General features: G+C 69.7%; 30 protein-coding genes. 6 read left to right on the forward strand and 24 right to left on the reverse strand.

The window, feature by feature from the left end:
* The first annotated feature begins 92 nt into the window (after window positions 1–92).
* From mce to ACWEVS_RS20155, 3 genes are all read left to right on the forward strand, one after another.
* On the forward strand, window positions 93–518 hold the full coding sequence (gene mce / locus ACWEVS_RS20145; RefSeq protein ID WP_354917310.1) for a methylmalonyl-CoA epimerase: 426 nt from the start codon (window positions 93–95) through the stop codon (window positions 516–518).
* 189 nt (window positions 519–707) lie between these two features.
* Window positions 708–2,018, forward strand: coding sequence for a DivIVA domain-containing protein (locus ACWEVS_RS20150; RefSeq protein WP_354917307.1), 1,311 nt, complete (start codon window positions 708–710; stop codon window positions 2,016–2,018).
* 113 nt (window positions 2,019–2,131) lie between these two features.
* Window positions 2,132–3,400, forward strand: a complete 1,269-nt coding sequence (locus tag ACWEVS_RS20155; protein ID WP_452416931.1) for an AI-2E family transporter — start codon at window positions 2,132–2,134, stop codon at window positions 3,398–3,400.
* Here ACWEVS_RS20155 and ACWEVS_RS20160 read toward each other — a convergent pair.
* The 4 genes from ACWEVS_RS20160 to ACWEVS_RS20175 form a co-directional block, all read right to left on the reverse strand.
* Window positions 3,360–4,154, reverse strand: a complete 795-nt coding sequence (locus ACWEVS_RS20160; RefSeq protein ID WP_452416929.1) for an alpha/beta fold hydrolase — start codon at window positions 4,152–4,154, stop codon at window positions 3,360–3,362. The two genes, ACWEVS_RS20155 and ACWEVS_RS20160, sit on opposite strands and share 41 nt — an antisense overlap.
* A 137-nt stretch (window positions 4,155–4,291) precedes the next feature.
* Window positions 4,292–5,002, reverse strand: coding sequence for an alpha/beta hydrolase (locus tag ACWEVS_RS20165; protein ID WP_452552741.1), 711 nt, complete (start codon window positions 5,000–5,002; stop codon window positions 4,292–4,294).
* Window positions 5,003–5,022: 20 nt separating this feature from the next.
* Window positions 5,023–5,313 (reverse strand): ATP/GTP-binding protein, encoded by a 291-nt coding sequence (locus ACWEVS_RS20170; protein WP_449926599.1) that lies wholly within the window; start codon window positions 5,311–5,313, stop codon window positions 5,023–5,025.
* Window positions 5,310–6,722: a 3-hydroxyacyl-CoA dehydrogenase gene (locus tag ACWEVS_RS20175; protein WP_452552742.1), complete on the reverse strand. Its 1,413-nt coding sequence runs from the start codon at window positions 6,720–6,722 to the stop codon at window positions 5,310–5,312. Before ACWEVS_RS20175 ends, ACWEVS_RS20170 begins: the two co-directional genes overlap by 4 nt.
* A gap of 36 nt (window positions 6,723–6,758) precedes the next feature.
* On the opposite strand from ACWEVS_RS20175, the gene nucS reads away from it, so the two are divergent.
* Both nucS and ACWEVS_RS20185 read left to right on the forward strand, forming a co-directional pair.
* On the forward strand, window positions 6,759–7,421 hold the full coding sequence (gene nucS, locus ACWEVS_RS20180; protein WP_449926605.1) for an endonuclease NucS: 663 nt from the start codon (window positions 6,759–6,761) through the stop codon (window positions 7,419–7,421).
* A gap of 509 nt (window positions 7,422–7,930) precedes the next feature.
* Window positions 7,931–8,476, forward strand: coding sequence for a TetR/AcrR family transcriptional regulator (locus ACWEVS_RS20185; protein ID WP_354917287.1), 546 nt, complete (start codon window positions 7,931–7,933; stop codon window positions 8,474–8,476).
* Between the two features lie 128 nt (window positions 8,477–8,604).
* Here the strand turns inward: ACWEVS_RS20185 and ACWEVS_RS20190 are convergent, their stop codons facing one another.
* The 5 genes from ACWEVS_RS20190 to ACWEVS_RS20210 all read right to left on the reverse strand — a co-directional run bounded on the left by ACWEVS_RS20190 (window position 8,605) and on the right by ACWEVS_RS20210 (window position 12,367).
* Window positions 8,605–8,922: an STAS domain-containing protein gene (locus ACWEVS_RS20190; RefSeq protein WP_452416926.1), complete on the reverse strand. Its 318-nt coding sequence runs from the start codon at window positions 8,920–8,922 to the stop codon at window positions 8,605–8,607.
* A gap of 99 nt (window positions 8,923–9,021) precedes the next feature.
* Window positions 9,022–9,615 (reverse strand): response regulator transcription factor, encoded by a 594-nt coding sequence (locus ACWEVS_RS20195; protein WP_449926609.1) that lies wholly within the window; start codon window positions 9,613–9,615, stop codon window positions 9,022–9,024.
* Window positions 9,612–10,691, reverse strand: a complete 1,080-nt coding sequence (locus ACWEVS_RS20200; RefSeq protein WP_449926612.1) for a sensor histidine kinase — start codon at window positions 10,689–10,691, stop codon at window positions 9,612–9,614. Before ACWEVS_RS20200 ends, ACWEVS_RS20195 begins: the two co-directional genes overlap by 4 nt.
* Window positions 10,692–10,703: 12 nt before the next feature.
* Complete coding sequence (locus tag ACWEVS_RS20205; RefSeq protein WP_449926614.1) at window positions 10,704–11,420, reverse strand: ABC transporter permease; 717 nt, start codon at window positions 11,418–11,420, stop codon at window positions 10,704–10,706.
* Entirely contained in the window at window positions 11,417–12,367 is a 951-nt protein-coding gene (locus ACWEVS_RS20210; protein ID WP_452552745.1) for an ABC transporter ATP-binding protein, read from the reverse strand. The genes ACWEVS_RS20205 and ACWEVS_RS20210 overlap by 4 nt, the downstream gene beginning before the upstream one ends.
* A gap of 190 nt (window positions 12,368–12,557) precedes the next feature.
* Here ACWEVS_RS20210 and ACWEVS_RS20215 point away from each other — a divergent pair, with 190 nt between their 5' ends.
* Window positions 12,558–13,154: a cob(I)yrinic acid a,c-diamide adenosyltransferase gene (locus ACWEVS_RS20215; RefSeq protein ID WP_452552746.1), complete on the forward strand. Its 597-nt coding sequence runs from the start codon at window positions 12,558–12,560 to the stop codon at window positions 13,152–13,154.
* Between the two features lie 269 nt (window positions 13,155–13,423).
* On the opposite strand, the gene ACWEVS_RS20220 is transcribed toward ACWEVS_RS20215, so the two are convergent.
* The 15 genes from ACWEVS_RS20220 to ACWEVS_RS20290 form a co-directional block, all read right to left on the reverse strand.
* The gene (locus ACWEVS_RS20220; protein WP_452552747.1) at window positions 13,424–13,813 is read right to left on the reverse strand and encodes a DUF2550 domain-containing protein; all 390 of its coding nucleotides are present in this window, start codon (window positions 13,811–13,813) and stop codon (window positions 13,424–13,426) included.
* A 25-nt stretch (window positions 13,814–13,838) separates the two neighbouring features.
* Window positions 13,839–14,243, reverse strand: a complete 405-nt coding sequence (locus ACWEVS_RS20225; RefSeq protein ID WP_354917262.1) for a F0F1 ATP synthase subunit epsilon — start codon at window positions 14,241–14,243, stop codon at window positions 13,839–13,841.
* A 70-nt stretch (window positions 14,244–14,313) separates the two neighbouring features.
* Entirely contained in the window at window positions 14,314–15,747 is a 1,434-nt protein-coding gene (atpD, locus tag ACWEVS_RS20230) for a F0F1 ATP synthase subunit beta (RefSeq protein ID WP_354917259.1), read from the reverse strand.
* Window position 15,748: 1 nt separating this feature from the next.
* A complete protein-coding gene (locus ACWEVS_RS20235) occupies window positions 15,749–16,651 on the reverse strand; it encodes a F0F1 ATP synthase subunit gamma (RefSeq protein ID WP_354917256.1) in 903 nt (300 codons plus the stop codon).
* 3 nt (window positions 16,652–16,654) lie between these two features.
* Window positions 16,655–18,304, reverse strand: coding sequence for a F0F1 ATP synthase subunit alpha (gene atpA / locus ACWEVS_RS20240; protein ID WP_354917253.1), 1,650 nt, complete (start codon window positions 18,302–18,304; stop codon window positions 16,655–16,657).
* Window positions 18,305–18,327: 23 nt separating this feature from the next.
* Window positions 18,328–19,137 (reverse strand): F0F1 ATP synthase subunit delta, encoded by an 810-nt coding sequence (locus ACWEVS_RS20245; RefSeq protein ID WP_452552749.1) that lies wholly within the window; start codon window positions 19,135–19,137, stop codon window positions 18,328–18,330.
* Window positions 19,137–19,688: a F0F1 ATP synthase subunit B gene (locus ACWEVS_RS20250; RefSeq protein WP_449926630.1), complete on the reverse strand. Its 552-nt coding sequence runs from the start codon at window positions 19,686–19,688 to the stop codon at window positions 19,137–19,139. Before ACWEVS_RS20250 ends, ACWEVS_RS20245 begins: the two co-directional genes overlap by 1 nt.
* Window positions 19,689–19,722: 34 nt before the next feature.
* The gene (gene atpE, locus ACWEVS_RS20255; RefSeq protein ID WP_354917244.1) at window positions 19,723–19,953 is read right to left on the reverse strand and encodes an ATP synthase F0 subunit C; all 231 of its coding nucleotides are present in this window, start codon (window positions 19,951–19,953) and stop codon (window positions 19,723–19,725) included.
* A gap of 70 nt (window positions 19,954–20,023) precedes the next feature.
* Window positions 20,024–20,818 (reverse strand): F0F1 ATP synthase subunit A, encoded by a 795-nt coding sequence (gene atpB, locus ACWEVS_RS20260; protein WP_452416921.1) that lies wholly within the window; start codon window positions 20,816–20,818, stop codon window positions 20,024–20,026.
* 70 nt (window positions 20,819–20,888) lie between these two features.
* Window positions 20,889–21,104, reverse strand: coding sequence for an AtpZ/AtpI family protein (locus ACWEVS_RS20265; protein WP_354917238.1), 216 nt, complete (start codon window positions 21,102–21,104; stop codon window positions 20,889–20,891).
* Between the two features lie 66 nt (window positions 21,105–21,170).
* Window positions 21,171–21,593: a hypothetical protein gene (locus tag ACWEVS_RS20270; protein WP_354917235.1), complete on the reverse strand. Its 423-nt coding sequence runs from the start codon at window positions 21,591–21,593 to the stop codon at window positions 21,171–21,173.
* 129 nt (window positions 21,594–21,722) lie between these two features.
* Window positions 21,723–22,970, reverse strand: a complete 1,248-nt coding sequence (locus ACWEVS_RS20275) for a glycosyltransferase family 4 protein (RefSeq protein ID WP_354917233.1) — start codon at window positions 22,968–22,970, stop codon at window positions 21,723–21,725.
* Between the two features lie 57 nt (window positions 22,971–23,027).
* Window positions 23,028–24,287 (reverse strand): serine hydroxymethyltransferase, encoded by a 1,260-nt coding sequence (locus ACWEVS_RS20280; protein WP_354917230.1) that lies wholly within the window; start codon window positions 24,285–24,287, stop codon window positions 23,028–23,030.
* A 21-nt stretch (window positions 24,288–24,308) separates the two neighbouring features.
* Complete coding sequence (locus ACWEVS_RS20285) at window positions 24,309–24,686, reverse strand: hypothetical protein (protein WP_449926642.1); 378 nt, start codon at window positions 24,684–24,686, stop codon at window positions 24,309–24,311.
* A gap of 94 nt (window positions 24,687–24,780) precedes the next feature.
* On the reverse strand, window positions 24,781–26,864 hold a 2,084-nt coding region (locus tag ACWEVS_RS20290), incomplete at its 5' end, for a hypothetical protein (RefSeq protein WP_452552751.1).

Here is a 26,864-nt window from a genome sequence, read left to right on the forward strand (position 1 = left end):
ATCGGCGTGGAACGCATCCCAGGGGGCCACTCCCCCTGGGAAGTCCATTCCATCCGGCACAGCCGAGCGACCACCATGGAGGCGGATCACACGTGTTTATGCGCATCGACCACATCGGGATCGCCTGCCACGATCTGGAGGAGAAGATCGCGCTGTTCGAGCGGACGTTCGAGCTGACTGTCGTGGCGCGCGAGACGAACGAGGAGCAGGGCGTCAAGGAGGCGATGCTGCACATCGCCGACGGTGAGGGTGGCGGCTCCTACATTCAGCTGCTCGAGCCGCTGTCGCCGGACTCCCCGGTCGGGAAGTTTCTCGCCAAGCGCGGCGAAGGCGTCCATCACGTGGCATTCGGTGTCCCGGACGTAGCGGACGCCATGCAACAAATCAGCGCGAAAGGCGTCAGGCTGCTGGACGAGCGGCCTCGACATGGATCAATGGGTTCCTCGATCGCGTTTCTGCACCCCAAGGACGTGGGAGGAATGCTCACGGAGCTGGTTCAGGCAACTGGCTCCCGGTAAACGCAAAAAAGGTTCATATGTAACTAGTAACGCAGATAGTTGGACGGGGCCTCCAAGGCGGCAACAGCGGAGTACGCTGGCCTACCACCGGACATGGAGCCTGCTGCCAGGAGCAGGCTCCAGACTCGGATGTCCCGAACCCCCCGTCCGGCCCGTGTAGCCGTCTCGACAACCCAGGATCGAGCCTCCATGCAGTCCGACATCGACGCCCAGCTCAACAACTTCTTCGAGGACGCCCCAGCGCGCGAGTTCGACGTGGTGCTCCGTGGTTACGACCGGCACCAGGTCCACGACCACCTCAAGCAGCTCGACAACGAGCTGCGCCAGTCCCGCGAGCAGGTCACCAGCCTGCAGCGCGACCTGTCCGACTCCCAGCGGCAGCTGCAGGAGCAGGAGCGCCCCACCTACTCGGGTCTCGGCGCCCGCATCGAGCAGCTCCTGCGCCTTGCCGAGGAGCAGGCCACCGAGCTCGTCCAGGCCGCCAGGTCCGAGGCCAACGAGATCAAGGCCCACGCCAAGGTCGAGGCCGCCGACCTGCGCGCCGCCGCCGAGAGCGAGGCGGCCGAGAAGCGCGCCCAGGCCACCCGGGAGGCCGACGACCTGCGCACCACCGCCGAGCGCGAGGCCGAGGAGATCCGTTCGACGGCCCGCCGCGAGGCCGAGGAGCTGACCAACACCACCGAGCGCGAGGCCGCCAAGCTGCGTGCCACCGCCGACCACGAGGTGGCCGAGAAGCGCGCCGACGCCGAGCGCGAGATCGCCAAGCTGCGCACCACCACCGAGCGCGAGGTCGCCCAGCTGCGCGCCTCGACCAAGCGGGAGCGCGACGAGGTCCTCACCACCGCCAAGCGCCAGGCCGACGAGATGCGCGCCCAGGCCCAGCGGGTGCTGGAGGAGTCCGAGGCGAAGCGGGCCCAGGACGAAGCCGAGTTCGAGATCCAGCTCGCCTCCCGCCGCGAGGAGGCCGAGCGCCAGGAGGCCGAGCGCCACGCGACCGCGCAGGCCGCCACCCAGAAGCTGGTGGCCGAGGCCGAGCAGCGGGCGGCGACCGCCGAGTCCCGCGCCACCAAGGCCACCCAGCAGGCCGAGCAGACCCGCCGCGAGGCCGACACCCACGCCAAGCAGCTGGTCGCCAACGCCCGCAAGAACGCCGACCAGGTCGCGTCCGAGGCCAAGGCCAGCGCCGAGCACATCGTCAGCGAGGCCAAGGCCGAGGCCGAGCGCATCCGCACCAGCATGCAGCGCCAGGTCGACGAGCTGACCAGGCAGCGTGACAGCATCACCAGCCACCTCGCGCAGCTGCGCCAGCTTCTCGGCGGCGCGCCCCTTCCTGGCATGGACCCCGAGCCGGCCGTCACCGCCGCCCCGCCGAAGCCGGCCCTGGCGCCTTCGGCGTCCAACGGCAGCGAGAAGCCGGCGCCCGCGCCCGCGCCCGCACCCGCCGCTGCGGCCGCCAAGCCGCAGGCCGCGGACGACGACTCGGAGTGGTGGCAGGAGTAGCCCGATCCGGAGGCTGATCGACGGCTGAAGAGAGCCTGGTGACCTTGGGTCGCTAGGCTCTCTTGTTGTCCGTGTACGGCTTGACCGGATCCCCCCACTTCCCTGGAGCCATCGTGACCGCCGACGTCGAGGAACCCGCGTCCCCCGAGCAGGGCCCCCCGGCGGCGGAGCAGACCACGACGGTCGCGGGGGACCCGGCGGCGGAGCAGACCACGACAGCCGCGGCGAGCCCGGCGGCGGAACCGACCACAGCACCCGCGGCGAGCCCGGCCACGACGGTCGCGGGGGACCCGGGGGCGCCCCAGGCCGGGGGGTGGAGCCAGGTCGACGGCGCGCTGCCGTACGGGATGCCGGGCAAGCCGCTGGCCCGGGGACCCTTCCTGTTCGGTCTCGTGGGCGGGCTCGGCGTGCTGACCGCGATCGCCATCGGTCATCTGATCACCAACTCGCTGAGCGTGATCATTCTCATCGTGGTGGCGATGTTCCTGGCGGCGGGGCTCAATCCGGCCGTCGAGGCGCTGCAGCGGCGCCGCATGAAGAGGCGCACGTCCATCTCGATCGTCTTCGCCGGCGTCATCGTCCTGTTCGCGCTGTTCGGCCTGGCCATCGTGCCGCCGGTGAGCCAGGAGTCGGCCGACTTCATCGCCGCCGTGCCCGGCTACTTCGACCAGCTCATCGCCAACCCGACGCTCAGGCAGCTGGACGCCGACTACCAGCTCCTGCCGAAGCTGGCGGCGTTCGTCACCGACACGCTCGCGCCCTCGCTGGCCGGCGGGCTGGTCGGCGCGGGCCTGGTGGTCCTGGACGGGGTGTTCACCGGCGTGACGTTGCTGGTGCTGATGCTCTACTTCCTCGGCTCCCTGCACTCGATCAAGGAGTACCTGCTCAAGCTCGTGCCGGCCTCGCGCCGTACCAGGACCGCCGCCATCACCGAGGAGATCCTCGACGGCATCGGCGGCTACGTGGCGGGCAACATCCTCATCTCCGTCATCGCGGGCGTGCTGAGCTGGGCGTTCCTGACCGTCGCGGGGGCGCGCTACGCCCTGGCGCTGGCCCTGGTGATCGCGCTCACCGACCTGATCCCGCTGGTCGGCGCGACGATCGGCGCGGTGCTGGTGAGCGGCGTGGCGTTCCTGCAGTCGGTGCCGCTCGGCATCGCGTGCGCGATCTTCTTCCTCGTCTACCAGCAGGTCGAGAACTACCTCATCTACCCGCGCGTCATGAAGCGCTCGGTGGACGTGGCCCCCGCCGTGACCGTGATCGCGGCGCTGTTCGGCGGCGCCCTGCTGGGCATCGTCGGCGCCCTGCTGGCCATCCCGGTGGCCGCCGCGATCGCGCTGATCATCCGCGAGATCGTGCTGCCTCGCCAAGCTCGGAGCTGACGAACGCGGCCACGGCCGCGTTGAAGGCCTCCGGCTGCTCGACCGCGCTCAGGTGGCCGGCCCGCTCGATCACCGTCAACCGCCCGTCCGGTACGGCCCGCAGCATCGCCTCGGCGTCGTCGCGGGTGGTGAGCCGGTCCTCCTCACCGACGATCACCAGGGCGGGGGCCTTGAGCGCGGCCAGGGTGTCGAAGGAGTCGGGCCGTCCAGCCATGGCCCGCTGCGCCCACGCCACCGCGCCTGGCGGCGCCGACTGGACGAGCCCCCGGACCCTGCCGGAGACCATCGCCCTGCGCTCCTTCGTGGTCGAGCCGATGAGGCCGGGCAGGACCTCCTCGATCAGCACGCCCGTGCCGCCGGACTCCACCTGCCGCGCGATGCGCTCCCTGGTGTCCTTGGCCTGGTCGGTGTCCTGGCTCGCCTTGGTGTCGGCGAGGATCACGCCGAGCACGCGGTCGGGGTGACGTCTGCAGAAGGCCATCGTCACGTAGCCGCCCATCGACTGCCCGCCGATCACGGCCCGCTCGATCCCCTCGCCGTCGAGCATGGCGGCGACGTCGTCGGCCATGAGGTCGAGGGAGGGCTCGTCGTCGCCCAGCCTGGAGCCGCCGAACCCGCGCAGGTCGGGGGTGACGACCCGGCAGGTGGCGGCCAGGCCTTCGCGCTGGGCCAGCCACATCGCCGAGGAGAGCGGGAAGGCGTGGAGCAGGACGACGGGGACGCCGGTCCCCGCTGATCTCGTGTAGAGCTGCACGCACCTCACGGTAACCCGGTTCCCCCCGACAATCACCGTGCGGCATGTGCCGATATGCGGCCAAGGGTCTGACCGCTTCTCCCGTGGCGTCAGATCGTCCTCGTCGTGACCGAACGAGAGCGGGCCGCGCGGAAGCCTCAGTCGGTCAGATCGGTGGGCAGCGGGTAGGCCGCCGGGTTGACCCGCTTGACGATCTCGTTCAGCACGATCCGCACGTACGGCTCGCCGACCCACAGGTGCTTGGCCCCGTCGACCCCGATGACCTCGGCCCCCGGCACCCTGGCGAACCTCTCCTTGGCCTCCTCGGGACGCAGGTAGTCGTCGAACTCCGGCACCAGCGCCACCAGCGGACGCCCGAAGGCGGCCCAGGCGTCGAGATCGTCGTCCGTGGCCCGCTTGAGCGGCGGCGACAGCAGGATCGCGCCCTCCACCAGCGGATCGTGCGCCCACTTCAGCGTCAGCTCGGTGCCGAAGGACCAGCCGACCACCCACACGCGGGGCAGGTCGTGGAACTCGGCGTACTCCAGCGCCGCCGCCACGTCGTAGCGCTCCCCCTCGCCGCCGTCGAAGGCGCCCTGCGAGGTGCCGCGTTCGGAGGAGGTGCCCCTGGTGTTGAAGCGCAGGACCGCCAGGTCGGCCAGCGCGGGCAGCCGGTTGGCCGCCTTCTTGTAGACGTGGCTGTCCATGAACCCGCCGTGGGTGGGCAGCGGGTGCAGGGTCACCAGCGTCGCGACCGGCGGCCTGTCCGCGGGCAGGGCCAGCTCGCCGACCAGGGTCAGCCCGTCGGCGGTGTGCAGCTCGATCGGCTCGCGCCTGGCGGGCAGGACGGTGGCCGCGCGGATCTCCACAGCAGTTCTCCTCGATTCCCTCAGTACCTGCTGCGCCCCGGGCCCCGGTCGAGCCGCTTGCGCCAGCAGGTGGTGTGCCAGTGGCGGCGTTCACTGTCGCCGCCCGTCCAGTTGGGCCAGCTCACGATATGCGCAAGACCCGGCCGGATCTCCTGGTCGCAGCCGGGACAGCGGTAGTTCTTGCCCGAGGAGGCGCCGCTGAGCATGCGGACCTTCCACTCCCCGTCGGGCCACTCCTCCACCCGGTCCGTCGAGCTGGCGAAGCCGATCGGGCGGGAGGACTCCTTCCGGCGGGCGCGTCGAGGGCTCATGGGCGGGGGAAGCGCGTCAGCCCGGCGGTGACGAGGTGGTCGAGCAGCGGGGCGGGGGCGAGGGAGGGCGAGCGCCGCTCGGCGTAGAGGGCGCGCAGGCCGTCGCGTACCGTGGCCAGGCCGGCGGACTCCAGCAGCTCGAAGGGCCCCGCGGGGTAGCCGCAGCCCAGCCGCATCGCCGCGTCGATGTCACCGATGGCGGCGTAGCCGGACTCGTACATGCCGACCGCGTCGTTCAGGTGGGCGAACAGGAGGGCGTCGATCACCAGGCCGGCCCTGTCCCTGCACGGCACCGGCGTGTACCCGGCGATCTTCAGCAGGTCGCGGGCGCCGAGCACGGCCTCCTGCGCGGTCAGGACGGAGGTGGCCAGCTGCGCCACCTGCCCGGTCAGCTGGACGCGGACGGTCCTGGGCGAGCCGGGGTCGGCGCCGCCCGCCACGAGGATCACATCGGGGTCGTCGCTGTCCTTGAACCCGGCCGCGGCGAGCCGGTCGGCCAGCTCGGGCAGGCCGACGACGCGGACGGTCCGCGCGGCGGCCTTCTCGGGCTGACCGTCGGCAGGGCCGCCGTGAAAGCCCCTGCCCGACTTGCGCCCGAGCAGCCCGGCGTCGACGTAGGAGCGCAGCAGGGGCGAGGGCACGTGCCGGTCGGAGCGCGACTCCTCGAACAGCACTCCCATGATCTCGCAGGCGGTGTCGAGGCCGATCAGGTCGAGCAGCTCGAACGGCCCCATCGGCAGGCCGACGCCGAGCTTCATCGCGTTGTCGATGTCGTCGCGGCCGGCCACGCCGTGGTCCAGCAGGGTCACCGCGTGGTTGAGGTACGGCAGCAGCAGCCGGTTGACCACGAAGCCGGCCCGGTCGCCCACCGTGACCGGTGTCTTGCCCAGCCGTACGGCGAGGTCGGCGATCTCGGAGACGAGGCCGGGGGCGGTGACCACGGTGCCGACCACCTCGACCAGTCCCATGACCGGGGCGGGGTTGAAGAAGTGCATGCCGACCACCCGGTCGGGGCGTGCGGTGGCGGCGGCCAGCGCCGTGACCGACAGCGAGGAGGTGTTGGTGGCCAGGACGGTGGAGGGCTTGCAGAGACCGTCGAGCTCGGTGAACAGCGCGACCTTGACGTCCATGCGCTCCGGGACGGCCTCGATCACCAGGTCGGCGTCGCGCAGGTCGGCGCGCGAGGTGGTCAGCGTGACCCTGCCGAGAATCTCCGCACGCTCGGCCGGGGTCAGCTTCCCCTTCTGGAGCGCCCTTCCCGTGGACCTGTCCAGGTGGTCGCGCCCCCTGGCGAGCGCCTGCTCGTCGGCCTCGACGCCGGTCACCCGGATGCCCGCCCGGGCGAAGACCTCCGCTATCCCGGCCCCCATCGTGCCGAGGCCGACCACACCCACCATTTCGAACGCCATGCGACCAGTTTTCCAGAGCCGGTAGGGTTGGCCGTCATGCGGCTGGTCATCGCGCGATGCAGCGTGGATTACATGGGGCGGCTCACGGCACACCTGCCGATGGCGCCGCGGCTGGTGCTCATCAAGGCGGACGGAAGCGTGAGCATCCACGCCGACGACCGCGCGTTCAAGCCGCTCAACTGGATGAACCCGCCGTGCAAGCTCAAGGAGGACGGCGAGGTCTGGACCGTCACCCACGGCAAGACCGGCGAGAAGCTGGTGCTGACGATGGAGGAGATCCTGCACGACTCCTCCCACGAACTGGGCGTCGACCCCGGGCTGATCAAGGACGGCGTCGAGGCGCACCTGCAGGAGCTGCTGGCCGAGCACATCAGCACGCTGGGCGAGGGCTACACGCTGATCCGCAGGGAGTACATGACGGCGATCGGGCCGGTCGACATCCTGTGCCGTGACGCGGCGGGCGCGACGGTCGCCGTGGAGATCAAGCGTCGCGGCGAGATCGACGGGGTCGAGCAGCTGACCCGCTACCTCGAACTCCTCAACCGCGACCCGCTCATCGCCCCGGTGCGGGGCGTCTTCGCCGCCCAGGAGATCAAACCGCAGGCCCGCGTGCTGGCGGGCGACCGCGGCATCGACTGCGTCACCCTCGACTACGACGCCCTCCGGGGCATCGAGCCCGAGAACCCGACCCTGTTCTAGTCCGTTCCAGTCCTGCTGTCCGGTCCTCCCGTACGGCAAGCCGGGCCGAGGCCACCGTGGTCACCGGTGGCCGCCCGTCCATCACGCGTGCTCCGGCAGGACTTCGGCGGGCCGCCGAACGCAGACGCCGGCCGCTCTGCACCTCAGGCCGCCGGCCGAGCCGTCCCACCGGGGGACCGGCAAGCCGGTGGACGACGCCGCCCGCCGACCCCGGGATGCGCGACGCCCGGGCGGGCTCATGCGCGGCGGCGCGACCGCGACCAACGCGGTGATCTCCCTCCGACCTCCTTCAGCCGCCACCCTGACGATCTTGAGCGACTGATCAGGATGATGACCTTTTTGCATGGCCGACGTAAGCGCTAATGTAAACGCTCTTTCCCGATTGCGATCATCCATCCATAATTGTGTGCTCTGGGGGCTCACGATCATGTAGGAATGGGTGAAAAGTGAACCGGTCTTACCGGGGAATGTCGGCCGAGCAAAGGCTGGCTGACAGACGGGAGCGGCTGATGGCGGCCGCGTACACGCTCTACGCGAAACCGGGGTTCGCTGCCACGACGATCGAAAGGCTGTGTACGGAGGCGCGCATCTCCAACCGCGCCTTCTACGAGTGTTTCGGCGGCAGGGAGGAACTCCTCCAAGCCCTGCACGAGCGCTGCGTCGACGAGGCCCTGGCCGCGGTCTCGAAGGCACTTCAGGACGCCCCGCCCCAGCTCGAGGCCCGCATCAGCGCCGGGATCACCACCTATATCGGCTTCGCCACGGCCGACTGGCGGCGAGCCCGCATCATGCATGTGGAGGTCCGGCGGTCGGGCGACGTTCTGACCGCCTCGCGACAACGGGCGATAGACTCCTTCGCGCGCATCGTCGAGGACGTGACGCAACCGTTTCCGGCTTCGGCTCCCCTCGATCGGCACCTGCTCGCGCTCGGGCTGATTGGAGCGCTGCAGGAGCTCCTCATCGAATGGGTGCTGGCCGATCAACCCCCCGAGACGGACGAGCTTGTGCGCACAGCTGTCCATATCTTCCAGCGATCGATTTCCGGTCTTTCCTAATCATTCATTGGCACCTTCCGGATTATCCGGAACGGCGGACATGAGGGAGGGCAGAGCGCGGCTGATCGCGCTCCACCCTCCGATATGGTGTGGCCTCCGGCGTACTCCCGATCCCGCCGGATGTCATCTCAGGCCACCGCGGCCGCCGGCGCTTCCACGCGGAGCACTCGATTCAGCCGAGTCACCGCAAGCACCCGCATGATCCGCGGCGGCACCCCCCGGAGAACGAGGCGGCGATCCGCGCTCAGCGCGCGGCGATGCGTGCCGACGAGAACGCCAAGGCCGGTGGCATCGATCATCTCCAACCGGGAGAGGTCGACGATCAGGTCACCGCGACCCGAGTCGACCGCGCCATGCAGACGCGGCCGGACCCCTGACACGGTCCCCACGTCGAGCCGCTGCCCGACGTACACCACCTGAGCTCCAGGCGTACCCTTGACCCGCATGCCACCTCCTCAGGTCACGCTGCCATCTAATCACGCAACGTGGTCATGCTCTCTCTCGGGGTGATAATCGGCACACCAACCATCAGTACGGTTACCCGGTCAGAGCCAACCCATGTCCCGAGCCATCCGAATTGCGGTGATTCGGTTGCTCGCACCGAGTTTGGTGATCGCGCTCGACAGGTAGTTGCGGACCGTTCCCTCCGTCAGGTGCATGGCCGCGGCGATCTCGCTGACCGGCGACCCGGCGGCCGCCAGCTCGAGCGCCCGGCGCTCCCGATCGGTCAGCGGGTTCTCCCCCGCCATCATCGCCGAGGCCGCCATCTCCGGGTCGAGGTAGCGCCCGCCGTCACGCACCTTCCTGATCGCCGCCGCCAGCTCGCTGGCCGAGGCGTCCTTGGGGATGAACCCGCGCACCCCCGCCGCCAGCGCCCTGCGCAGATAGCCGGGACGGCCGAAGCTGGTGAGGATCACGATGGCCTGCCCCGGCAGCGCCTCGGCGACGCTCAGGCCGTCCATGCCGGGCATCTCGATGTCGAGGACGATCACGTCGGGCCGGTGCGCGCGGACCGCGGTCACCACCTGGTCGCCCCTGCCGACCTGGGTGACCACCTCGATGTCCGGTTCGAGGCCGAGCAGCGTGGCCAGCGCCTCACGGATGAGGTGCTCGTCGTCGGCCAGCAGCACCTTGATCATGCGGGGATCCTCGCCCTCACCACGAACTCTCCCTTGCTCTCCCCTGCCGTCAGCACGCCGCCGAGCGCGGCCACCCGCTCGCTCATCCCGGTGAGGCCGGTGCCGGCCGTACCCCTGGACGGTTTGGGGTTGTCGTTGCTCACGGTCAGCTCCACCTCCCCGGCTCCGGCCGCCACCCTGATCCGGCAGGCGGTCGCGGCGCTGTGGCGCAGCACGTTCGTGCTGCTCTCGCGTACCAGCCAGGCCAGCAGCGTGCTGACCTCCTCGCTCAGGCCGTCCTGCGGCAGTTCGAGGGCGCAGCTGATGCCCGCCGCCTCCAGGACGGCTCTGACGCTGCGCAGCTCGGCGCCGAGATCGACCGTACGGTAGCCGCGCACCACCGCGCGGATCTCCTTGAGCGAGTCCCTGGCCAGCCGCCTGACCTCCATCATCTCCTTGGCCGCCTCCCCTGTGGCCAGTCGGGCGGCCAGCTCGCTCTTGACCGCGATGGCCGAGAGGCTGTGGCCGACGATGTCGTGCATGTCGCGCGAGAAGCGCAGCCGCTCCTCGGTGACGGCGAGCTTGGTCAGGGCCTCCCTACCGTCATGGGCGGCCTTGACCACCGTCCAGAACCAGAACTGGAAGCGGCTCAGCCAGCCCACCACCCCGCCCATCAGCGCGTAGAAGAACACCCCCATCGGCACGATCGCACTGCAGACCGCGACCGCGCCCAGCCCGATCAGGACCGCCCGCAGCTTGGACACGCGCAGGACGGCCAGCGCCACCCACGCGACGGGAATCCCCGCGGCGGGGATGAACTGCTCGCGGATGAGCACGAAGGCGATCAGCCCGAGCACCGCGGTGATGAGCACCTCACGGCGGGGGTACTCACCCTGGACCACCGTCCTGGCGCCGCGCACGTAGCAGACGGTGAAGACGACCAGGAGGAGCGCGACCGCCACCAGCCGCCACACGGCGGGCCGGGCGGGATCACCCACCGCCCCCACCAGGCTCAACCAGGGCAGGGTGGCGCCCCCGGCGACGCTCCACAGGGTGGCTCGCCGGAGGCGCTGGTAGTCGGTGCTGATATCGGTCATCTCGCAGCAAACCTAGCTGTGCCGGGGATCCCATCGGAACAGCCACCTGACCAGCAGCACCGCGATGCCGAGCCAGACGACCAGCGCTCCGATCCACGGCAGCGCGTCCACCCACGATCCGCCGACGTAGCCCATCCGCATCATCTCGGTGATGGGCGTGGTCGGCACCAGCCGCGCGGCGAAGGGCATGTGCTCCAACGGCACCATGAGCGGCGCGCCCAGCAGCGCGACCAGCAGCACCGGCACCACCGCCACCTGGGCGAACTCCGCGTTCGGCGTGATCCCCGAGAACGCGGCGGCCAGCAGCGCGAACACCGCCGTCCCCAGGACGGCCGCCACCAGCATCATGGGCACGTTCCGCGGCAGCCCGCCGCCCGAGCGGTCGATCCACACGCTCAGCAACGCCACCTGGCCCGCGTACACCGCCAGCCCCGACAGCGCCGCGCCGCCGAAGATGGCCGCGGGCGAGCTCTGGCCGCCGCGCAGCCGCTTGAGCACCAGCTCCTCGCGACGCGCGGTGAAGGAGTTGACCAGGTTGATGAAGACCGCGAACACCACCATCAGCCCCGGCAGCCCGGTGAGCACGAACGTCTGGTCGCCGTTCTGCGAGAACATCAGGCCGAACAGGAACGGCAGCAGCACCACGTTGACCATCGCGGTCGTGTTGCGGCCCAGCAGCTTCAGATCCATCCTGGCCAGCCGTACGGCATGCAGAGCGTCGGTCCTCATCGCCTGTCTCCCACCACGCGCAGGAACGCGTCCTCGAGGGTGCCCCTGCGCACCTCGAGCCGCTCGAGAATGACACCGTGACCGTCGGCCCAGGCCAGCAGGGTCCGCAGGGCCGGGTGCGCCTCGCCCGCCAGGCTGTAGACGACCTGACTGCCGGTGACGACGGGAGCCGCGCCGGGCAGGAACGGCGGCTCGGCGGGCTCCGGCAGCCTGAAGGTGATCTGGTCGCCCGTGGTGCTCACGACCTCGTCGACCGTGCCGTAGGTGCGGATCACGCCCTCGTGCATGATGGCCAGCCGGTCGGCCAGGCGCTCGGCCTCCTCCAGGTAGTGCGTGGTCAGCAGCACCGTGGTCCCGGCGGCTCTGAGGCCCCTGATGACCTCCCAGGTGGCCTGCCGGGCCTCCGGGTCCATGCCGGTGGTGGGCTCGTCCAGGAAGAGCACCTCGGGGCGGGACAGCAGCGCCAGCGCCAGGTCCAGCCTGCGCTTCTGCCCTCCCGACAGCTGGCGGACCCTGGTCTTGGCCTTGGCGGCCAGGTCGACGGTCTCCAGCACGTCTGCCTCGAGGGGCGGACGGCCGGCGTCGGCGCTCATGCCCTTCCAGACCGCGACCGTCTCCGCGACGGTCAGGTCGCCGAGGAAACCGGCCTCCTGCAACATGATCCCGATGCGCGGGCGCAGCGCCCTGCGCTGGCGGACCGGGTCCAGGCCGAGGACCCGCACACGGCCCTCGCTCACCCTGGTGAAGCCCTCCAGGACCTCCATCGTGGTGGTCTTGCCGGCGCCGTTGGTGCCGAGCAGCGCGAACAGCTCGGCCGGGTGCACCTCGAAGGAGATGCCGCGCACCGCCTCGAAGCTCCCGTACCGCTGCCGCAGACCCGCGACCTCGATCGCCGGTCCGTCCGCCGTCGTGGGGGCGACGGGGTCCCGCGTCTCTATCGTCCTCATGCCCATAAGGCTGTCGTTTCGGGATTCGCCGCTGTAGTCGCCGATATCACCGGCCTGCCATGAAGATCGCGCCGAACCCTCATGACATCTGTCACCTCCACCGGCGACCGTCCCGGCCGGCGCCTCGACCGGTCACCAGGAGATCAGCAGCGCCGGCCGTCGCGGCCGGGGCGTCTGCGATGCTGGGGGCATGACGCGCGCAGACAAGGACAAGCCAGTCGTCCTCTCCACGATCTACACCCGCACCGGCGACGACGGCACGACCGCGCTCAGCGACCTGAGCCGCACGTCCAAGACCGACCCCAGACTCGCCGCGTACGCCGACGCCGAGGAGGCCAACGCCGCCATCGGCCTCGCCCTCTCGTACGGCACGCTCGCCCCCGAGATCGCCGAGGTCCTGCGCCGGGTCCAGAACGAGCTGTTCGACCTGGGCGCCGACCTGGCCACCCCGCTCGTCGACAGCCCCGAGTTCCCGCCGCTGCGCGTCGAGCCCTCCTACATCGAGTGGCTCGAATCGCAGTGCGACCGCTTCAACGCCGACCTCAAGCCGCTGCGCAGCTTCATCCTGCCCGGCGGCGACCCGGCCACGGCGCAGCTCCACGTGGCCCGGGTGACGGTGCGCCGCGCCGAGCGTTCGGCGTGGGCGGCCCTGGAGGCGCACGAGGACGTCAGCCCGCTGCCGGCCAAGTATCTCAACCGCCTGTCCGACCTGCTGTTCATCCTGTGCCGCACCTCGCACGACGGCGGCGAGATCCTGTGGAAGCCGGGAGGTACCCGGCAGACGTGACGGCGACCGGCCGGAGTCGCGCTGGAGTGGCGTGATGGACGGGCGGCCACCGGGTGACCGCGGTGGCCGTGACCCGGCTTGCCGTACCGGGAGTTCTTGAACCGCGGACAACCGCAGCCCGGGGCAGGAAGCCCGCCGCCCGAAGCAGGGGGGCCGCCCGAAGCAGAAAGGCCCGGCGCAGGAAGCTCGAAGCGGGGCGCACGGAGCCCGAAGAAGACGGCGACCCGGAAGGACCCCGGCCGGACGAAGCGGTCGCGGAGCCGGGTGGGTCAGGCGACGTCGAGGTAGGCGCTGGGTGGGGCGGATTCGAGCCACGCCAGGAAGCCCGTCAGCGCGTCCTCCGACATCGCCAGCGACACCTCGCCGCAGTCGACCGCCCACAGGCCGCCGCCGAGCTGCTGCCTGTTGGAAACAGTCAGGCCGCGCCTCGCGATCGCGTGGCGCGGCCTGAACAGCACACCCATGAGCGGGATCCAGTGGAGCTCCCCGTCGGCATAGCGGGCTACACCGCTGCGCCAGCCTCCGGGACCCGTGATGGACCCTACCTTGAGTCGACACGGCACGCTCCCGCGGGAACGTGCCAGCGCGAAACCGCGGATCATCATGAGAGCCGCGAGCAGCAGGGCAGCGAGCAGCGCGTCCGTGAGAATCGTCAGCATCGCCGCCCCCGCATGTTGTGAAAGATCAGACGTCCTCGCCGGCCGCGCGCAGCCGTGCCCGAGCCCGCTTGGCCTCGAGCGCCGCGTCGGCGTCCTCCTGGTCCGCCTCGATCGAGGCCTGGGCCCGCTCGAGAGCGTCGCGGGCAGCCGCGACGTCCACCTCGGACCCGAGCTCGGCCGCCTCGGCCAGCACGGACACCTCGTTGTCGGCCACGGAGATGAACCCGCCGTGCACCGCGGCGATGAGGTCCTCCTCGCCGCCGCCGCGCTTCACACGCAGGACCCCGCCCTCGACGAGCACGCCGAGCACCGGTGCGTGTTGAGGCATAATACCGATCTCGCCGTCCACGGTCTTGGCAATCACCATGTCGGCCTCGCCCGACCAGATCTCACGCTCCGGTGAGACGACCCCTACGCGTAGCTTCGCCACTTGTGTAGGTTCCTTTCCGATCAGATGCCAGGTGCGGCACTTGCGTCGCCGCACCTGGCACCGAAGGCGATTACTTGGAGAGTTCCTTGGCCTTGGCGATGGCCTGCTCGATGCCGCCGACCATGAAGAAGGCCTGCTCGGGCAGGTGGTCGTACTCACCCTCGCACAGCCCCTTGAACGAGGCGATCGTCTCGTCCAGCGGCACGAACTCACCCGGCTGGCCGGTGAACGCCTCGGCGGCGTACATCGGGTGCGACAGGAAGCGCTCGATGCGGCGGGCCCGGTTGACGGTCACCTTGTCCTCTTCGGACAGCTCGTCGATACCGAGGATCGCGATGATGTCCTGGAGCTCGCGGTACTTCTGCAGGATCCGCTTGGTCTCCTGGGCCACCCGGTAGTGCTCCTCGCCCACGATCTGCGGGTCGAGGATGCGGGAGGAGGAGTCGAGCGGGTCCACCGCGGGGTAGATGCCCTTCTCCGAGATCGGCCGCGAGAGAACGGTCTGCGCGTCGAGGTGCGCGAACGCGTTGTGCGGGGCCGGGTCGGTGATGTCGTCCGCGGGCACGTAGATCGCCTGCATGGAGGTGATCGAGTGGCCACGCGTCGAGGTGATGCGCTCCTGGAGCACACCCATCTCGTCGGCCAGCGTGGGCTGGTAACCCACGGCGGACGGCATACGGCCGAGCAGGGTGGAGACCTCGGAACCGGCCTGGGTGAAACGGAAGATGTTGTCGATGAACAGAAGCACGTCCTGCTTCTGCACGTCGCGGAAGTACTCCGCCATGGTCAGCGCGGAGAGCGCGACACGCAGACGGGTGCCCGGCGGCTCGTCCATCTGACCGAAGACGAGGGCGGTGTCCTTGAGAACGCCCGCCTCATCCATCTCCAGCCAGAGGTCGTTGCCCTCACGGGTACGCTCGCCGACGCCCGCGAACACCGAGGTGCCCGAGAACTTCAGCGCGACTCGGCGGATCATCTCCTGGATCAGAACGGTCTTGCCGACACCGGCGCCACCGAACAGACCGATCTTTCCACCCTTCACGTACGGCGTCAGCAGGTCGATGACCTTGATGCCGGTGGGCAGCATCTCGGTACGCGACTCGAGCTGGTCGAACGCGGGGGACGGACGGTGGATGCCCCACTTCTCGCTGACCTTGAGGGAGGCGGTCGGCACGTCGAGCGACTCGCCGAGCGCGTTCCACACGTGGCCCTTGACGATGTCGCCGACGGGCACCGAGATCGGGTTGCCGGAGTCGGCGACCGCCGCACCGCGGGTCAGGCCGTCGGTGGGCTGCATCGAGATGGCGCGGACCAGGTTGTCACCCAGGTGCTGGGCGACCTCGAGGGTCAGCGTCTTGGTCTCCTCGCCGAGGATCACCTCGACGGTGAGGGCGTTGTAGATGTCGGGCATCGCCTCGACGGGGAACTCCACGTCGACGACGGGACCCGTGACGCGAGCCACGCGGCCCGTGCCGGTCGTGGTCTCAACAGTCTCTGCAGTCATTTCACTCTTTCCCCGCTGCGGCGTCAGCCAGCGCGTTGGCGCCACCGACGATCTCGCTGATTTCCTGGGTGATCTCGGCCTGGCGAGCCTGGTTCATCTGCTGGGTCAGGACCCGCCTGAGCTCGGTGGCGTTGTCCGTCGCGGACTTCATGGCGCGGCGGCGCGCGGCCTCCTCGGAGGCCGCGGACTGGAGCAGCGCGCTGAAGATGCGCGACTCCACGTACCGCGGCAGCAGCGAGTCCAGAACGTCACCCGCGGTCGGCTCGAACTCGAAGTACGGCGGGATCGTCTCGGTCGCCGTCGCCTCCGACTCCTCGATCTCGAGCGGCAGGACGCGCTTGACCACCACGTTCTGGGTCAGCATCGAGACGAACTCGGTCGAGACGATGTGGATCTCGTCGATCCCGTTCTCGTCCTTGAACGCCTCGATCAGCTCGTTGGCGATCTCCTTGGCGTTGGCGTAGGACGGCCTGCGGGAGAACCCGACCCACTCGCCGGCCATCTCGCGACCGCGGAAGGAGTGCCAGGTGACACCCTTGCGCCCGCTGACGAACGGCTTGACCTGGAGACCCCGCCCTTCGAGGTGACCACGCAGCGCCTCGGCCTCACGCAGCACGTTGGCGTTGAAGCCGCCGCAGAAGCCGCTGTCGCTGGTGACGATGAGCACGCCCGCCGTCTGCGGCTGGTCCTTCTCCACGGTCAGCGGATGGTCGACGCTCGCCGCGTTGCTGACGACGCCCGTGACGGCGCGGGTGATCTCCCGCTCGTACGGCACCGCCGCCTGCATCCGCTGCTGCGCCCGCACGATCCGTGACGAGGCGATGAGCTCCTGGGCGCGCGTGATCTTGGCGGTCGACTCGACCGACTTGATCCGCCGCCGCAGCAGCCTTAGCTGGGCACCCATCGGCTACTTCTTCTCCGCCGGGCGGACGACCTTGCGGATCTTCTCCTGGCCGACCTCGTCGGCGTCCAGCGGCGCGACAGGCTCGTCCTTGACGAGCAGCTCACCCGAAGAGGTGGTGAAGCCCTTCTTGAACTCGGTGATGGCGTCCTTGAGGGCGGTCACCGTGTCGTCGCTGAGGTCCCTGGTCTCGGCGATGCTGGTGAAGACGCCCTTGTGGGAGCTCTGGATGTAGTCGAGGAACTCGCCCTCGAAGCGGCGGATGTCCTCGACCGGAACCTCGTCGAGCTCACCGGTGGTGCCGGCCCAGACCGAGACGACCTCGCGCTCCAGGGAGAACGGGCTGTACTGCGGCTGCTTGAGCAGCTCGACCAGGCGCAGACCACGCTCGAGCTGAGCCTTGGAGGCGGCGTCGAGGTCGGAGGCGAACGAGGCGAACGCCTCGAGGTCACGGTACTGCGACAGGGCCAGACGGAGCGTGCCCGCGACCTTGCGCATCGCCTTGGCCTGCGCCGAACCACCGACTCGGGAGACGGAGATACCGACGTTGATGGCAGGGCGCACACCGGCGTTGAACAGGTCGGTCTCGAGGAAGACCTGGCCGTCGGTGATGGAGATGACGTTGGTCGGGATGAAGGCCGACACGTCGTTGCCCTTGGTCTCGATGATCGGCAGACCGGTCATCGAGCCACCGCCCATCTCGTTGGAGAGCTTGGCGCAGCGCTCCAGCAGGCGGGAGTGGAGGTAGAAGACGTCGCCGGGGAAGGCCTCACGGCCCGGCGGGCGACGCAGCAGCAGGGAGACGGCGCGGTAGGCGTCGGCCTGCTTGGTCAGGTCGTCGAAGACGATCAGGACGTGCTTGCCCTGGTACATCCAGTGCTGCCCGATGGCGGAACCGGTGTAGGGGGCGATGTACTTGTAGCCGGCCGGGTCGGAGGCGGGGGCGGCGACGATGGTGGTGTACTCCATCGCGCCCGCCTCCTCGAGGCGGCCACGGACCTGCGCGATCGTCGAGCCCTTCTGGCCGACGGCGACGTAGATGCAGCGCACCTGCTTGGCCGGGTCGCCGGACAGCCAGTTGTCGCGCTGGTTGAGGATGGTGTCGACGGCGATCGCGGTCTTGCCGGTGCCACGGTCACCGATGATCAGCTGGCGCTGACCACGGCCGATCGCGGTCATGGCGTCGATCGCCTTGATGCCGGTGGCGAGGGATTCCTTCACCGGCTGGCGCTGCACGACGGAGGGGGCCTGCAGCTCGAGAGCGCGCAGGCCCTCGGCCTCGATGGCGCCCTTGCCGTCGAGCGGGTTGCCCAGGGGGTCGACGACGCGACCGAGGAAGTTGTCGCCGACCGGCACCGACAGGACCTCGCCGGTCCTGCGGACCGACTGGCCCTCTTCGATCTTGCTGAAGTCGCCGAGGATAACGACACCGATCTCGCGGGTGTCGAGGTTCAGTGCCAGGCCGCGCGTGCCGTCCTCGAACTCGAGCAGCTCGTTCGCCATCGCCGAGGGAAGGCCGGAGACATGGGCGATGCCGTCGCCACAGTCGACGACGGTCCCGATCTCCTCGCGCGCGGCGCCTTCCGGTTCGTACGCCTGGACGAAGCGCTCAAGCGCGTCCCGGATCTCGTCCGGCCGGATCGTAAGCTCCGCCATCTCTTCTCTGTCTCCCTATTCGCCTAGCCGGCCAACCGGCGGCGGACTTCTTCGATTCGTCCCGCGATCGTGCTGTCGATGACCTCGTCGCCGATGCGAACCGAGAAACCACCCTGCACTCGCGGGTCCACCTCGACGTTCACGTGAACGTCACGGCCATAGGAGGTGCGCAGCCACGCACCCAGACGCTGCCGCTGCACGTCGGTCAGCGCCACTGCGCTGCGAACCACCGCCACCAGACGCTGGCGCTGCTCCGCGACGAGCCAGGAGTACTCCTCCAGGCCCGTCTCCAGGCTACGTCCTCTCGGACGAACTGCCAGCTGCGTGATGAGACGCTGGCTCGCAGCGGCGACCTTGTCACCGATCAGCTCCGTCAGCAGCCGCTCCTTGCCCTCGGCGGGCGCGGCCGGGTCGGCGAGCGCGCGTCGCAGGTCGGGGTTGGCGGCGATGATGCGGCTGAAGCGGAAGAGCTCGTCCTCCACGTCGTCCAGCCGGCTCTCGGACTCGGCCTGAGCGGCCGAGGCGATCACGCTGAGCCGCTCGAGCGCGTCGGTCAGGTCACTGGCGCGCGACCACTTGGCCTCGACCGCCGCGACGGCGGTCTCCAGCGCGGCCTCGCTGACCTTGCCCTCGAGCAGCGTGCGGATGACCTGGGCCTTCTGGGCTGCGGGCCGCGCCGGATCCGAAAGGTTCCGGCGCAGGCCGTGCTCGCGGTCGAGCAGGTCCACGATGGCGCTCAGGTCGTCGGCCAGGCGCCCCAAGTCCGCCGAGGCCGCCACCGTGTTGAAGCGCTCCTCAACAGCGGCCAGCGAACTCCTGCTCAAGCCTCTCATCAGCGCACCGCCTGCGCAGAGGAGCTCTCCAGCTCGTCAAGGAACCGGTCGACGATGCGGCGCTGACGCGCCTCGTCCTCGAGGGACTCGCCGACGATGCGGGCGGCGAGGTCGGTCGACAGCCGACCGATCTCGGTGCGCAGCTGGCTGAACGCCTGCTGGCGGTCGGCCTCGATCTGCGCGTGCGCCGCCTCGACGATGCGGCGCGCTTCGACCTGAGCCTCCTCGCGGAGCTCGGCCTTGATCTGGGCGCCCTGCTCGCGAGCCTCCTCGCGCAGCCTGGCGGCCTCGTGCCTGGCCTCGGCCAGCTGGTCGCGGTACTGCTTGAGCAGCGCCTGCGCCTCGGCCTGGGCGTCCTCCGCCCTCTTGATGCCGCCCTCGATCGCGTCGGTCCGCTCGGCCAGAGTCTTCTGGATGCGCGGAGTGAGGATCTTACCGACGACGAGGAGGACGGCGAAGAACGCGAAGATGCCCACGACCAGCTCGTACACGTGCGGAATGAGCGGGTTGGCGCCGCCCTCCGACGCGAGGAGCGAAGCTGCCGTATTCATGGATGCAGCCTTTCAGTCAGGGTGGTCTTCGGTCTTACAGGTTCGCGAAAATGAACGGCGCGACCAGACCGATCAGGGCCAGAGCCTCGGTCAGAACGAAGCCGAGGAGCATGTTCTGGCGGATCAGGCCGTAAGCCTCGGGCTGACGCGCGATGGCCTGCACGCCCTGACCGAAGATGATGCCGACGCCGATGCCGGGGCCGATGGCGGCGAGACCGTAGCCGATGGCGGTGACGTTGCCGGAGACCTCAGCGAGAAGGCTCATTGATGTTTTCCTTTACTTGGTCGGCCGGTGATGCGGTGTATCACCGGTCTGGATATACCGCTAGGTGGTTCTAGTGCTCCGGGTGCAGGCTGTTGCCGATGTACATCGCAGCCAGCATCGCGAAGAGGAACGCCTGCAGGAACTGGATGAACATCTCGAAGCCGGTCATGATGACGGTCATCAGGACGCCGAGGACGCCGATCGGCGCACCGAGAGGGGTCAGTTTCTCGAAAAGGAACCAGAAGCCGACCGCGCTGAAGAAGGCAAGGAGCATGTGGCCGGCGAACATGTTGGCGAAGAGTCGCACCGCGTGCGTGAAGGGCGCGATGATCATGTTCGAGAGGAACTCGATCGGCGCCAGCAGCGCGTAGATGCCCTTCGGAAGCCCGGGCGGGAACATCATGTTCTTGAAGTAGCCGCCGACGCCCTGGGTCTTGAAGCCGAGGTAGAGCTTCAGCACGTAGATCGAGACGGCGAGCACGATCGGGAAGGCGATGTGCGAGGCGACGGGGAACTGGGCGAGCGGGATGACACCCATCACGTTCCAGACCCAGATCACGAAGAACATGCTGAGGAGCAGGCCCATGAACCGGTCGGCGTCCTTGCCCAGGAAGGGCCGGGCGACCTGGTCACGCACGAACATGTAGCCCATCTCGGCGATGTTCTGGATGCCCCTGGGCACGATCTTCGGATTGGAGAACGCCGCCCAGACGAAGGCGAGCACGATGATCGAGCTGAGGATCGCCAGCAGCACCGGCTTGGTGAACCAGTCGACCCCCGGAATGATCGGAGGAAGTTCGAACAGCTCTTCCGGCGTCGGAGCCTGGAACTGATCAGGATCGGCGAGGAGCGTCAGCGCGATCACGCGGCGTTCCCTTCAGCGTGGTAGGTGGTCACAACAAAGGTGCTTCGGCGGGTGGTACCGCCGCGCGGAGTTAGCGGCCGTGCTTCCGGTAGACCAGGTAGACGGCGAGCACTGTCCCCAGGACGATGCCTATGGGGAAGAACGCGGACGTGTCGAGGTACCGGTCCAGCAACCAGCCAGCACCGCCGTAGACAACCATCCCGGAGATCAGGGAGCTGGGAATCGACCACGCGGCGTTGGCGAAGTCGCGACCGTCGTCCTCGGGCCGGCGTTTCTCTTCGCTCATCGCGCGCCCGACGATAGCAGGCACAGGCAGGACTAGTCATATCGGGCCCGGTTACTTTACCGGGGTTCATGACAGGTCCCGCCCGGGCACCTTGGCCTCGGGGTCCACGTAAAGCATCTTGGTCTTGATGAAGGCGCGCACTTCACCGGCGGTCCACGCGATGGTGCCGAGCACGACGGTCCAGGCGAAGGCCTTCGGCTCCCACGCGGTCGTGTCGCCGAAGGCGTTCAGCATCGCGAGGATGACGAGCACCTTGACGACGTAGCTGAGCATGGCGGCGATGGCCATCATCTGCGGGGAGACGCGGGCGGCGTAGGACACCGCCACCACGCTGATGCTGAAGAAGACAGCCACCAGCGCGAGACCGACGAGGGCGCCGAGGACGCCCTTACCGCCGGCGAGAACGAAAGCCACGATGACAGCGACGGCACCCACCACCACCGTGGGTAGCGCGGCGCTCTTGAGGACGCGCACGTCGTTTGCCTGCATCGGTGCTCCATAAGTCAGTTAACAAGCGAGCGATTGCTACCCCATGAGCCGTACTCTATGAGGGCCTGCTCGTGAAAGATATCACAAGCTCGCCGACGACCGCCTTTACCTGCCCTTTCTAGTTCGCGATCAAGGCGAACGGGCGGGAAACGCGGGGAGAACGTGGGAGTCATCACTGACCTGGCTCATCGAGGTGACATCGGCGCTGATGGGAGGCATCGGACCGGTAGGCGGACCATCGTCCTCATCGTCCGGTTTGCCCTTACGTTTGGCGGAATGCGAGCCGCCCCTTCCGCGCCAGCGCGGCAGCGCCATCAGCACCAGCACACCGATCGCCAGCGCGATGACGATCGGGAAGAACACGACGGGCACACCGGTGACCGACATGCCGACCAGGCCGAGCGCGAACAGCGACGTCCACGCGTACATGATCAGTACGGTGCGCCGGTGCGAGTGGCCGATGTCGAGCAGGCGGTGGTGCAGGTGGCCCCGGTCGGGCGCGAACGGCGACAGGCCCATCGACGTGCGCCGGATGACCGCGCTTATCAGGTCGATGAGCGGCAGCACCATCACCGCGGCGGGCAGCAGGATCGGCATCAGCGCGCCGAACCTGTTCATGCCCTCGATCACGTCGGCGTCGACGGGCGTGACGGTGATCAGCGACGCGGCCAGGACCAGGCCGAGGAGCATCGCCCCGGTGTCGCCCATGAAGATCCTGGCGGGGTGGAAGTTGTGCGGCAGGAAGCCCAGGCACATGCCGATCAGGATCGCGGTGATGGCCGCCGTGGTGTTGATCCTGTTCTGCTCGATGTTCTGGTCGAGGAAGATGGCGTAGACCCAGGTGGCCGCGGCGGCGATGCCGACGATGCCGGCGGCCAGGCCGTCCAGGCCGTCGACGAAGTTGACCGCGTTGATGGAGATCACCACGACCAGGATCGTGATGATCGCGCTCAGATCCGGCGCGAGGCCGATGCTCTCGCCGCTGACCCAGGGGATCCACGGCAGGTACAGCCCGAAATAGACCAGCACGCCCGCCGCGCCGATCTGGCCGCCCAGCTTGATGAAGGCGTCCATGCCCCACCAGTCGTCGAGGAAGCCGGTCAGTGTGATGAGCCCGCCCGCGACGATGAGCGCGAGGACGGTGCTGTCCTGGGCGAGGACGCCGCCGGTCTTGTCGAGCTGGGTCGCCGTCAGCAGTCCTGCGACCAGCCCGCCGTACATCGCGAGCCCGCCGAGCCGCGGAGTCGGAGTGGTGTGCACGTCGCGATCGCGAACCTCGGGCATGGCTCCGATACGGATGGCGAAACGCCGGACCAGCGGGACGAGCAGGTACGTCACCGCCGCCGCTGCCAGCGCCATGAAGAGGTATTCGCGCACGGACCTAGTTTCCCGGATACCCCGGCCAGCTGTGACCGGAAATCGACACAGATCACCTTATAATTCACTGAGATAAGGCTGATGTTCCGCCGCCAGCTCGGTGACGCGTTCCCGCACTTCATCCACTGTTTCGGGATATCTCACCGCGCGCGACACCAGCGTTCCCACCTCCTTCATGTGCTCGGTTCCCATGCCCTGCGCCGTGAGGCACGGCGTGCCCACCCGCAGCCCCGACGTGACAGCCGGTGGCTCAGGATCGTAAGGGATGGCGTTGCGGTTCAGCGTGATGCCGGCCGCGGCGCACCGCCGCTCGGCCTCCACCCCCGTCACCCCGCACCCGCGCAGGTCCACCAGCGCCAGATGCGTGTCGGTGCCACCGGACACCGGCCGCATGCCCTCGAGCGCCTCGCACAGCGCGCGGGCGTTGTCGACCACCGCCCGCGCGTAGCCGGCGAACTCCGGCCGCGCCGCCTCACCGAACGCCACCGCCTTCGCCGCGACCGCGTGCATGAGCGGACCGCCCTGCACGAACGGGAACACCGCCCTGTCGACCCGTGCCGCCAGCTCCGCCGTGCACAGGATGGCGCCGCCGCGCGGCCCGCGCAGCGTCTTGTGCGTGGTGAAGGTGACGACGTCCGCGTACGGCACGGCCGAGGGGATCGCGCCACCGGCCATCAGGCCGATCGTGTGCGCGACGTCGGCCAGCAACCACGCGCCCACCTCGTCGGCGATGCCGCGGAAGACACCGAAGTCGATCAGCCTCGGATAGGCCGTCGCCCCGCACACGATGAGCTTGGGCCGGCGCCGCAGCGCCAGATCGCGCACCTCGTCGTAGTCGATCAGCTCGGTGTCGCGGCGCACCCCGTACGACACCACGTCGAACCAGCGGCCGGAGAAGTTGACCCGCGAACCGTGGGTGAGGTGACCGCCGTGCGGCAGCGCCATGGCCAGCATCGTGTCGCCTGGCTGGAGCAGCGCGGCGTAGGCGGCCAGGTTCGCGCTGGCGCCCGAATGCGGCTGCACGTTGGCGTGCTCGGCGCCGAACAGCCGCTTGGCGCGCTCCGTCGCCAGCAGTTCGGCCCGGTCGACGACCTCGCAACCGCCGTAGTAGCGCCGGCCTGGATAGCCCTCGGCGTACTTGTTGGTGAGCGTCGATCCCAGCGCGGCCAGCACCGCGGGAGAGGTGAAGTTCTCGCTGGCGATCAGCTGCAGGCCGCCCCGCACCCGATCCAGCTCGTCGAGCAGCACCTGCGCGATCTCAGGGTCCTCCCGCTGGAGAACCCCGAAGTCCGGGCCGTAATGGGGTGCGTAGCCCATCTCACCACTGTAAACCCACAATCACGAGAAGGCATGGGGAGCGCCGACCGCGGCCGGAACCCACCGCGGTGTGTCGGCCGCCTGGTCGCTGATCGCCGTGAGCACCGCCTGCCGGTACAACGCCAGCCTGTTCCGCCATTCACCCAGATCCTCGACATACCGGGCACCGACCGGCGCGTCCCACGTCTGGGGGCTGCGCGCCAGCCCGTACGCCTTGTCCAGGGTGGCCGTCAACGTCTCCAGCATGGGCAGAACGGCCTGCCAGGCGGTCACCAGGCGCTGGTAGTCGGGATTGAACTCCCAGGCCCGCGGTTGGCCGTCCAGGGGGCTTCCCGAGCCGGTCGCGGGCGGCTGCTCGCCCGGCTGGCGCGGCTGCGGGGCCGGTGGATCGACGTACATGCGACACTTCCTCTCAGCTGCCCGGCATGCTCCTCGTTGCCCGGCGTGCGCTCAGCTCAGCTGCCCGGCATGCTCTTCGTTGCCCGGCGTTCGCTCAGCTGCCGGGCGGCACGATCGGCCTGCCGGGCGCGTTCGGCTCCACCCGGCCCGGCTCGCCGTCCGGCCCGACGTCATCGGCGACCCAGACCCCCTTGCCCCACTCCCCCGGCGGGACGTGCACGCCGGGCATCTCCATCGGCTCGATGTCGCTCGCGTTGTCCATCAACGCTTCCAGGGCCGCGGCCGACGGGGGCTTCGCGTCCACGGACACGACGTCGCTGCCGTCGTTCGCCCACTTTCCAGGCCCGTCGCCGTCCAGCACCGCGTCCGCACCGGCAGCCATAGAACTCGCGCCGGTCGTCGTCGGGCTCGTACTGGCCGCCGTGGGACCCGCGCCGGTCGCCGGACGCGGGTCGCCGGTGTGCGAGGAAGGCTGCCCGTTCCCGCCCTCGGCGGCCGCGGAGGGCCGGCCGCCGGGATCCTGCGCGTGCGGGGCCGGGCCGGCGGGTTCCACCGCGCCCGCGGGGCCGTCGGGCTGGATGCTCTCCGGAACCCAGACCCCCGTGCCCCACTCTCCCGGCGGGACGTGCACGCCGGGCATCTCCATCGGCTCGATGTCGCTCGCGTTGTCCATCAACGCTTCCAGGGCCGCGGCCGACGGGGGCTTCGCGTCCATGGACACGACGTCGCTGCCGTCGTTCGCCCATCTCGCGACGCCGTCACCGACAGGTCCCGTCGGTGACGGATCTTCCGCGTAGGCGGCCGGAGCACCGTGAACGGCCCCGGTCGTGCCTTCGGCAGGTCGTGGGCCGCCTGCTGGCGGCGGTTCAGACACCTGGGGGCCGGGCTCCGGCCGCCCTTCGGCATGGCGCGGCGCGGCGTCGTGGGCGGCTCCGGAGATCTGGCCGTTCGCTGCGCGGGCGTCCGCCGGAGGCTGACCGGTGGAGTCCTGACCCTGCGGCACCGGCCCGCCCGGATCCACCGAGCCCGTGGGGCCGTCGGGGCGGAAGTGCTCAGGAACCGCCGGTCTGCCCCACTCCCCCGTGGGCAGCTGCACGCCCGGCATCTCCTTCGGCGTAATCGTGCTCGCGTTGTCCACGAGCGACTTCACCGCCCCGTCCGACGGCGGCCTGGCCTGCGCCGACACGACGTCGCTGCCGTCGTTCGCCCAGGTGGCGTGGGTAGCGCCGGTGGCATCCGAGCTCCCCGTACGGCCTGCCGTACCCTCCGGCGCCCCGGCGGAGTCCGTCGCGCCCTCGACGGCGGGCAGGTCGGCAGGCTGGACGGCGTCGGCGTGCTCCAGCAGGTCGGCGACCTCGCGAGCCGTCGGCGGGTCGAGCGGGATCTGCAGGACCTTGACCCCGTCCACCTCGACGACCTGCGGTTTGCCGGGGTCGGTCTGGTCGACGTCGTCGGGGTGGTCCTTGCCCGGGGTGTCGAGGACGTCCTGGCCGGATCGGCCGGGATCGGTCACCCGGTCGTGACGGCTGTCCCTCCCGCCGTCCTTGGGGTCGTCCGCGCGGGGCTGCGGCTGCTCCGAGCCGTCCTTGGGGTCGTCCGCGCGAGGCTGCGGCTGCTCCGAGCCGTCCTTGGGGTCGTCCGCGCGAGGCTGCGGCTGCTCCGGGCCGTCCTTCGGCCGGTCAGACGTGGCGGAGTCGTCTCTCGGCTGATCGGGCCGGGTGGTGTCTGGATGGCCGGACCTGGTGGAGTCGTCCCTTGGCTGGTCGGGCCTGCTCGGCGTCTCGTCCTTCGGCTGCTCCGGCCTGCGGGCGGTGTCGTCGTTGTTCGGCTCGTGCGCCCTGGCAGGGGGATGCGGCTGGTCGTTCCCGGGCGGGTCGGCGGGCGTCGTGTCCCGGGGCGTCTCGCTCCTCGGGGTGGGGTCCGGCGGAGCGGGGTCCCGCTTCGGCTGCGGTTCGGGGGGCGTCGTCTCGCGGGGGTTGGCCGTGCGCGAGGCCCTGTCGTCGTCACGCTGGTCCTTCGGCGTCTCCTTGGGCTCCTGGAAGAGCTCGCGCGACTCCTTCGAACTCTCCCGTGACTCCTTGGCGACGTCACGCGTCTCTTTCGGGTCCTCCCGCGGCTCCCTGCCGACGTCACGCGTCTCTTTCGGGTCCTCCCGCGGCTCCCTGCCGACGTCACGCG

Source organism: Nonomuraea sp. NPDC003754, from assembly GCF_053605785.1.

What these genes read in the sequence shown, in the direction of transcription:
- ACWEVS_RS20150 (WP_354917307.1), top strand. Translation starts at nt 708, where the DNA reads ATGCAGTCCGACATCGACGCCCAGCTCAACAACTTCTTCGAGGACGCC.
- ACWEVS_RS20170 (WP_449926599.1), bottom strand. Translation starts at nt 5,313, where the DNA reads ATGAGCCCTCGACGCGCCCGCCGGAAGGAGTCCTCCCGCCCGATCGGC.
- ACWEVS_RS20175 (WP_452552742.1), bottom strand. Translation starts at nt 6,722, where the DNA reads ATGGCGTTCGAAATGGTGGGTGTGGTCGGCCTCGGCACGATGGGGGCC.
- nucS (WP_449926605.1), top strand. Translation starts at nt 6,759, where the DNA reads ATGCGGCTGGTCATCGCGCGATGCAGCGTGGATTACATGGGGCGGCTC.
- ACWEVS_RS20185 (WP_354917287.1), top strand. Translation starts at nt 7,931, where the DNA reads ATGGCGGCCGCGTACACGCTCTACGCGAAACCGGGGTTCGCTGCCACG.
- ACWEVS_RS20190 (WP_452416926.1), bottom strand. Translation starts at nt 8,922, where the DNA reads ATGCGGGTCAAGGGTACGCCTGGAGCTCAGGTGGTGTACGTCGGGCAG.
- ACWEVS_RS20195 (WP_449926609.1), bottom strand. Translation starts at nt 9,615, where the DNA reads ATGATCAAGGTGCTGCTGGCCGACGACGAGCACCTCATCCGTGAGGCG.
- ACWEVS_RS20200 (WP_449926612.1), bottom strand. Translation starts at nt 10,691, where the DNA reads ATGACCGATATCAGCACCGACTACCAGCGCCTCCGGCGAGCCACCCTG.
- ACWEVS_RS20205 (WP_449926614.1), bottom strand. Translation starts at nt 11,420, where the DNA reads ATGAGGACCGACGCTCTGCATGCCGTACGGCTGGCCAGGATGGATCTG.
- ACWEVS_RS20210 (WP_452552745.1), bottom strand. Translation starts at nt 12,367, where the DNA reads ATGAGGACGATAGAGACGCGGGACCCCGTCGCCCCCACGACGGCGGAC.
- ACWEVS_RS20215 (WP_452552746.1), top strand. Translation starts at nt 12,558, where the DNA reads ATGACGCGCGCAGACAAGGACAAGCCAGTCGTCCTCTCCACGATCTAC.
- ACWEVS_RS20220 (WP_452552747.1), bottom strand. Translation starts at nt 13,813, where the DNA reads ATGCTGACGATTCTCACGGACGCGCTGCTCGCTGCCCTGCTGCTCGCG.
- atpD (WP_354917259.1), bottom strand. Translation starts at nt 15,747, where the DNA reads ATGACTGCAGAGACTGTTGAGACCACGACCGGCACGGGCCGCGTGGCT.
- ACWEVS_RS20235 (WP_354917256.1), bottom strand. Translation starts at nt 16,651, where the DNA reads ATGGGTGCCCAGCTAAGGCTGCTGCGGCGGCGGATCAAGTCGGTCGAG.
- atpA (WP_354917253.1), bottom strand. Translation starts at nt 18,304, where the DNA reads ATGGCGGAGCTTACGATCCGGCCGGACGAGATCCGGGACGCGCTTGAG.
- ACWEVS_RS20245 (WP_452552749.1), bottom strand. Translation starts at nt 19,137, where the DNA reads ATGAGAGGCTTGAGCAGGAGTTCGCTGGCCGCTGTTGAGGAGCGCTTC.
- ACWEVS_RS20250 (WP_449926630.1), bottom strand. Translation starts at nt 19,688, where the DNA reads ATGAATACGGCAGCTTCGCTCCTCGCGTCGGAGGGCGGCGCCAACCCG.
- atpE (WP_354917244.1), bottom strand. Translation starts at nt 19,953, where the DNA reads ATGAGCCTTCTCGCTGAGGTCTCCGGCAACGTCACCGCCATCGGCTAC.
- ACWEVS_RS20265 (WP_354917238.1), bottom strand. Translation starts at nt 21,104, where the DNA reads ATGAGCGAAGAGAAACGCCGGCCCGAGGACGACGGTCGCGACTTCGCC.
- ACWEVS_RS20270 (WP_354917235.1), bottom strand. Translation starts at nt 21,593, where the DNA reads ATGCAGGCAAACGACGTGCGCGTCCTCAAGAGCGCCGCGCTACCCACG.
- ACWEVS_RS20280 (WP_354917230.1), bottom strand. Translation starts at nt 24,287, where the DNA reads ATGGGCTACGCACCCCATTACGGCCCGGACTTCGGGGTTCTCCAGCGG.
- ACWEVS_RS20285 (WP_449926642.1), bottom strand. Translation starts at nt 24,686, where the DNA reads ATGTACGTCGATCCACCGGCCCCGCAGCCGCGCCAGCCGGGCGAGCAG.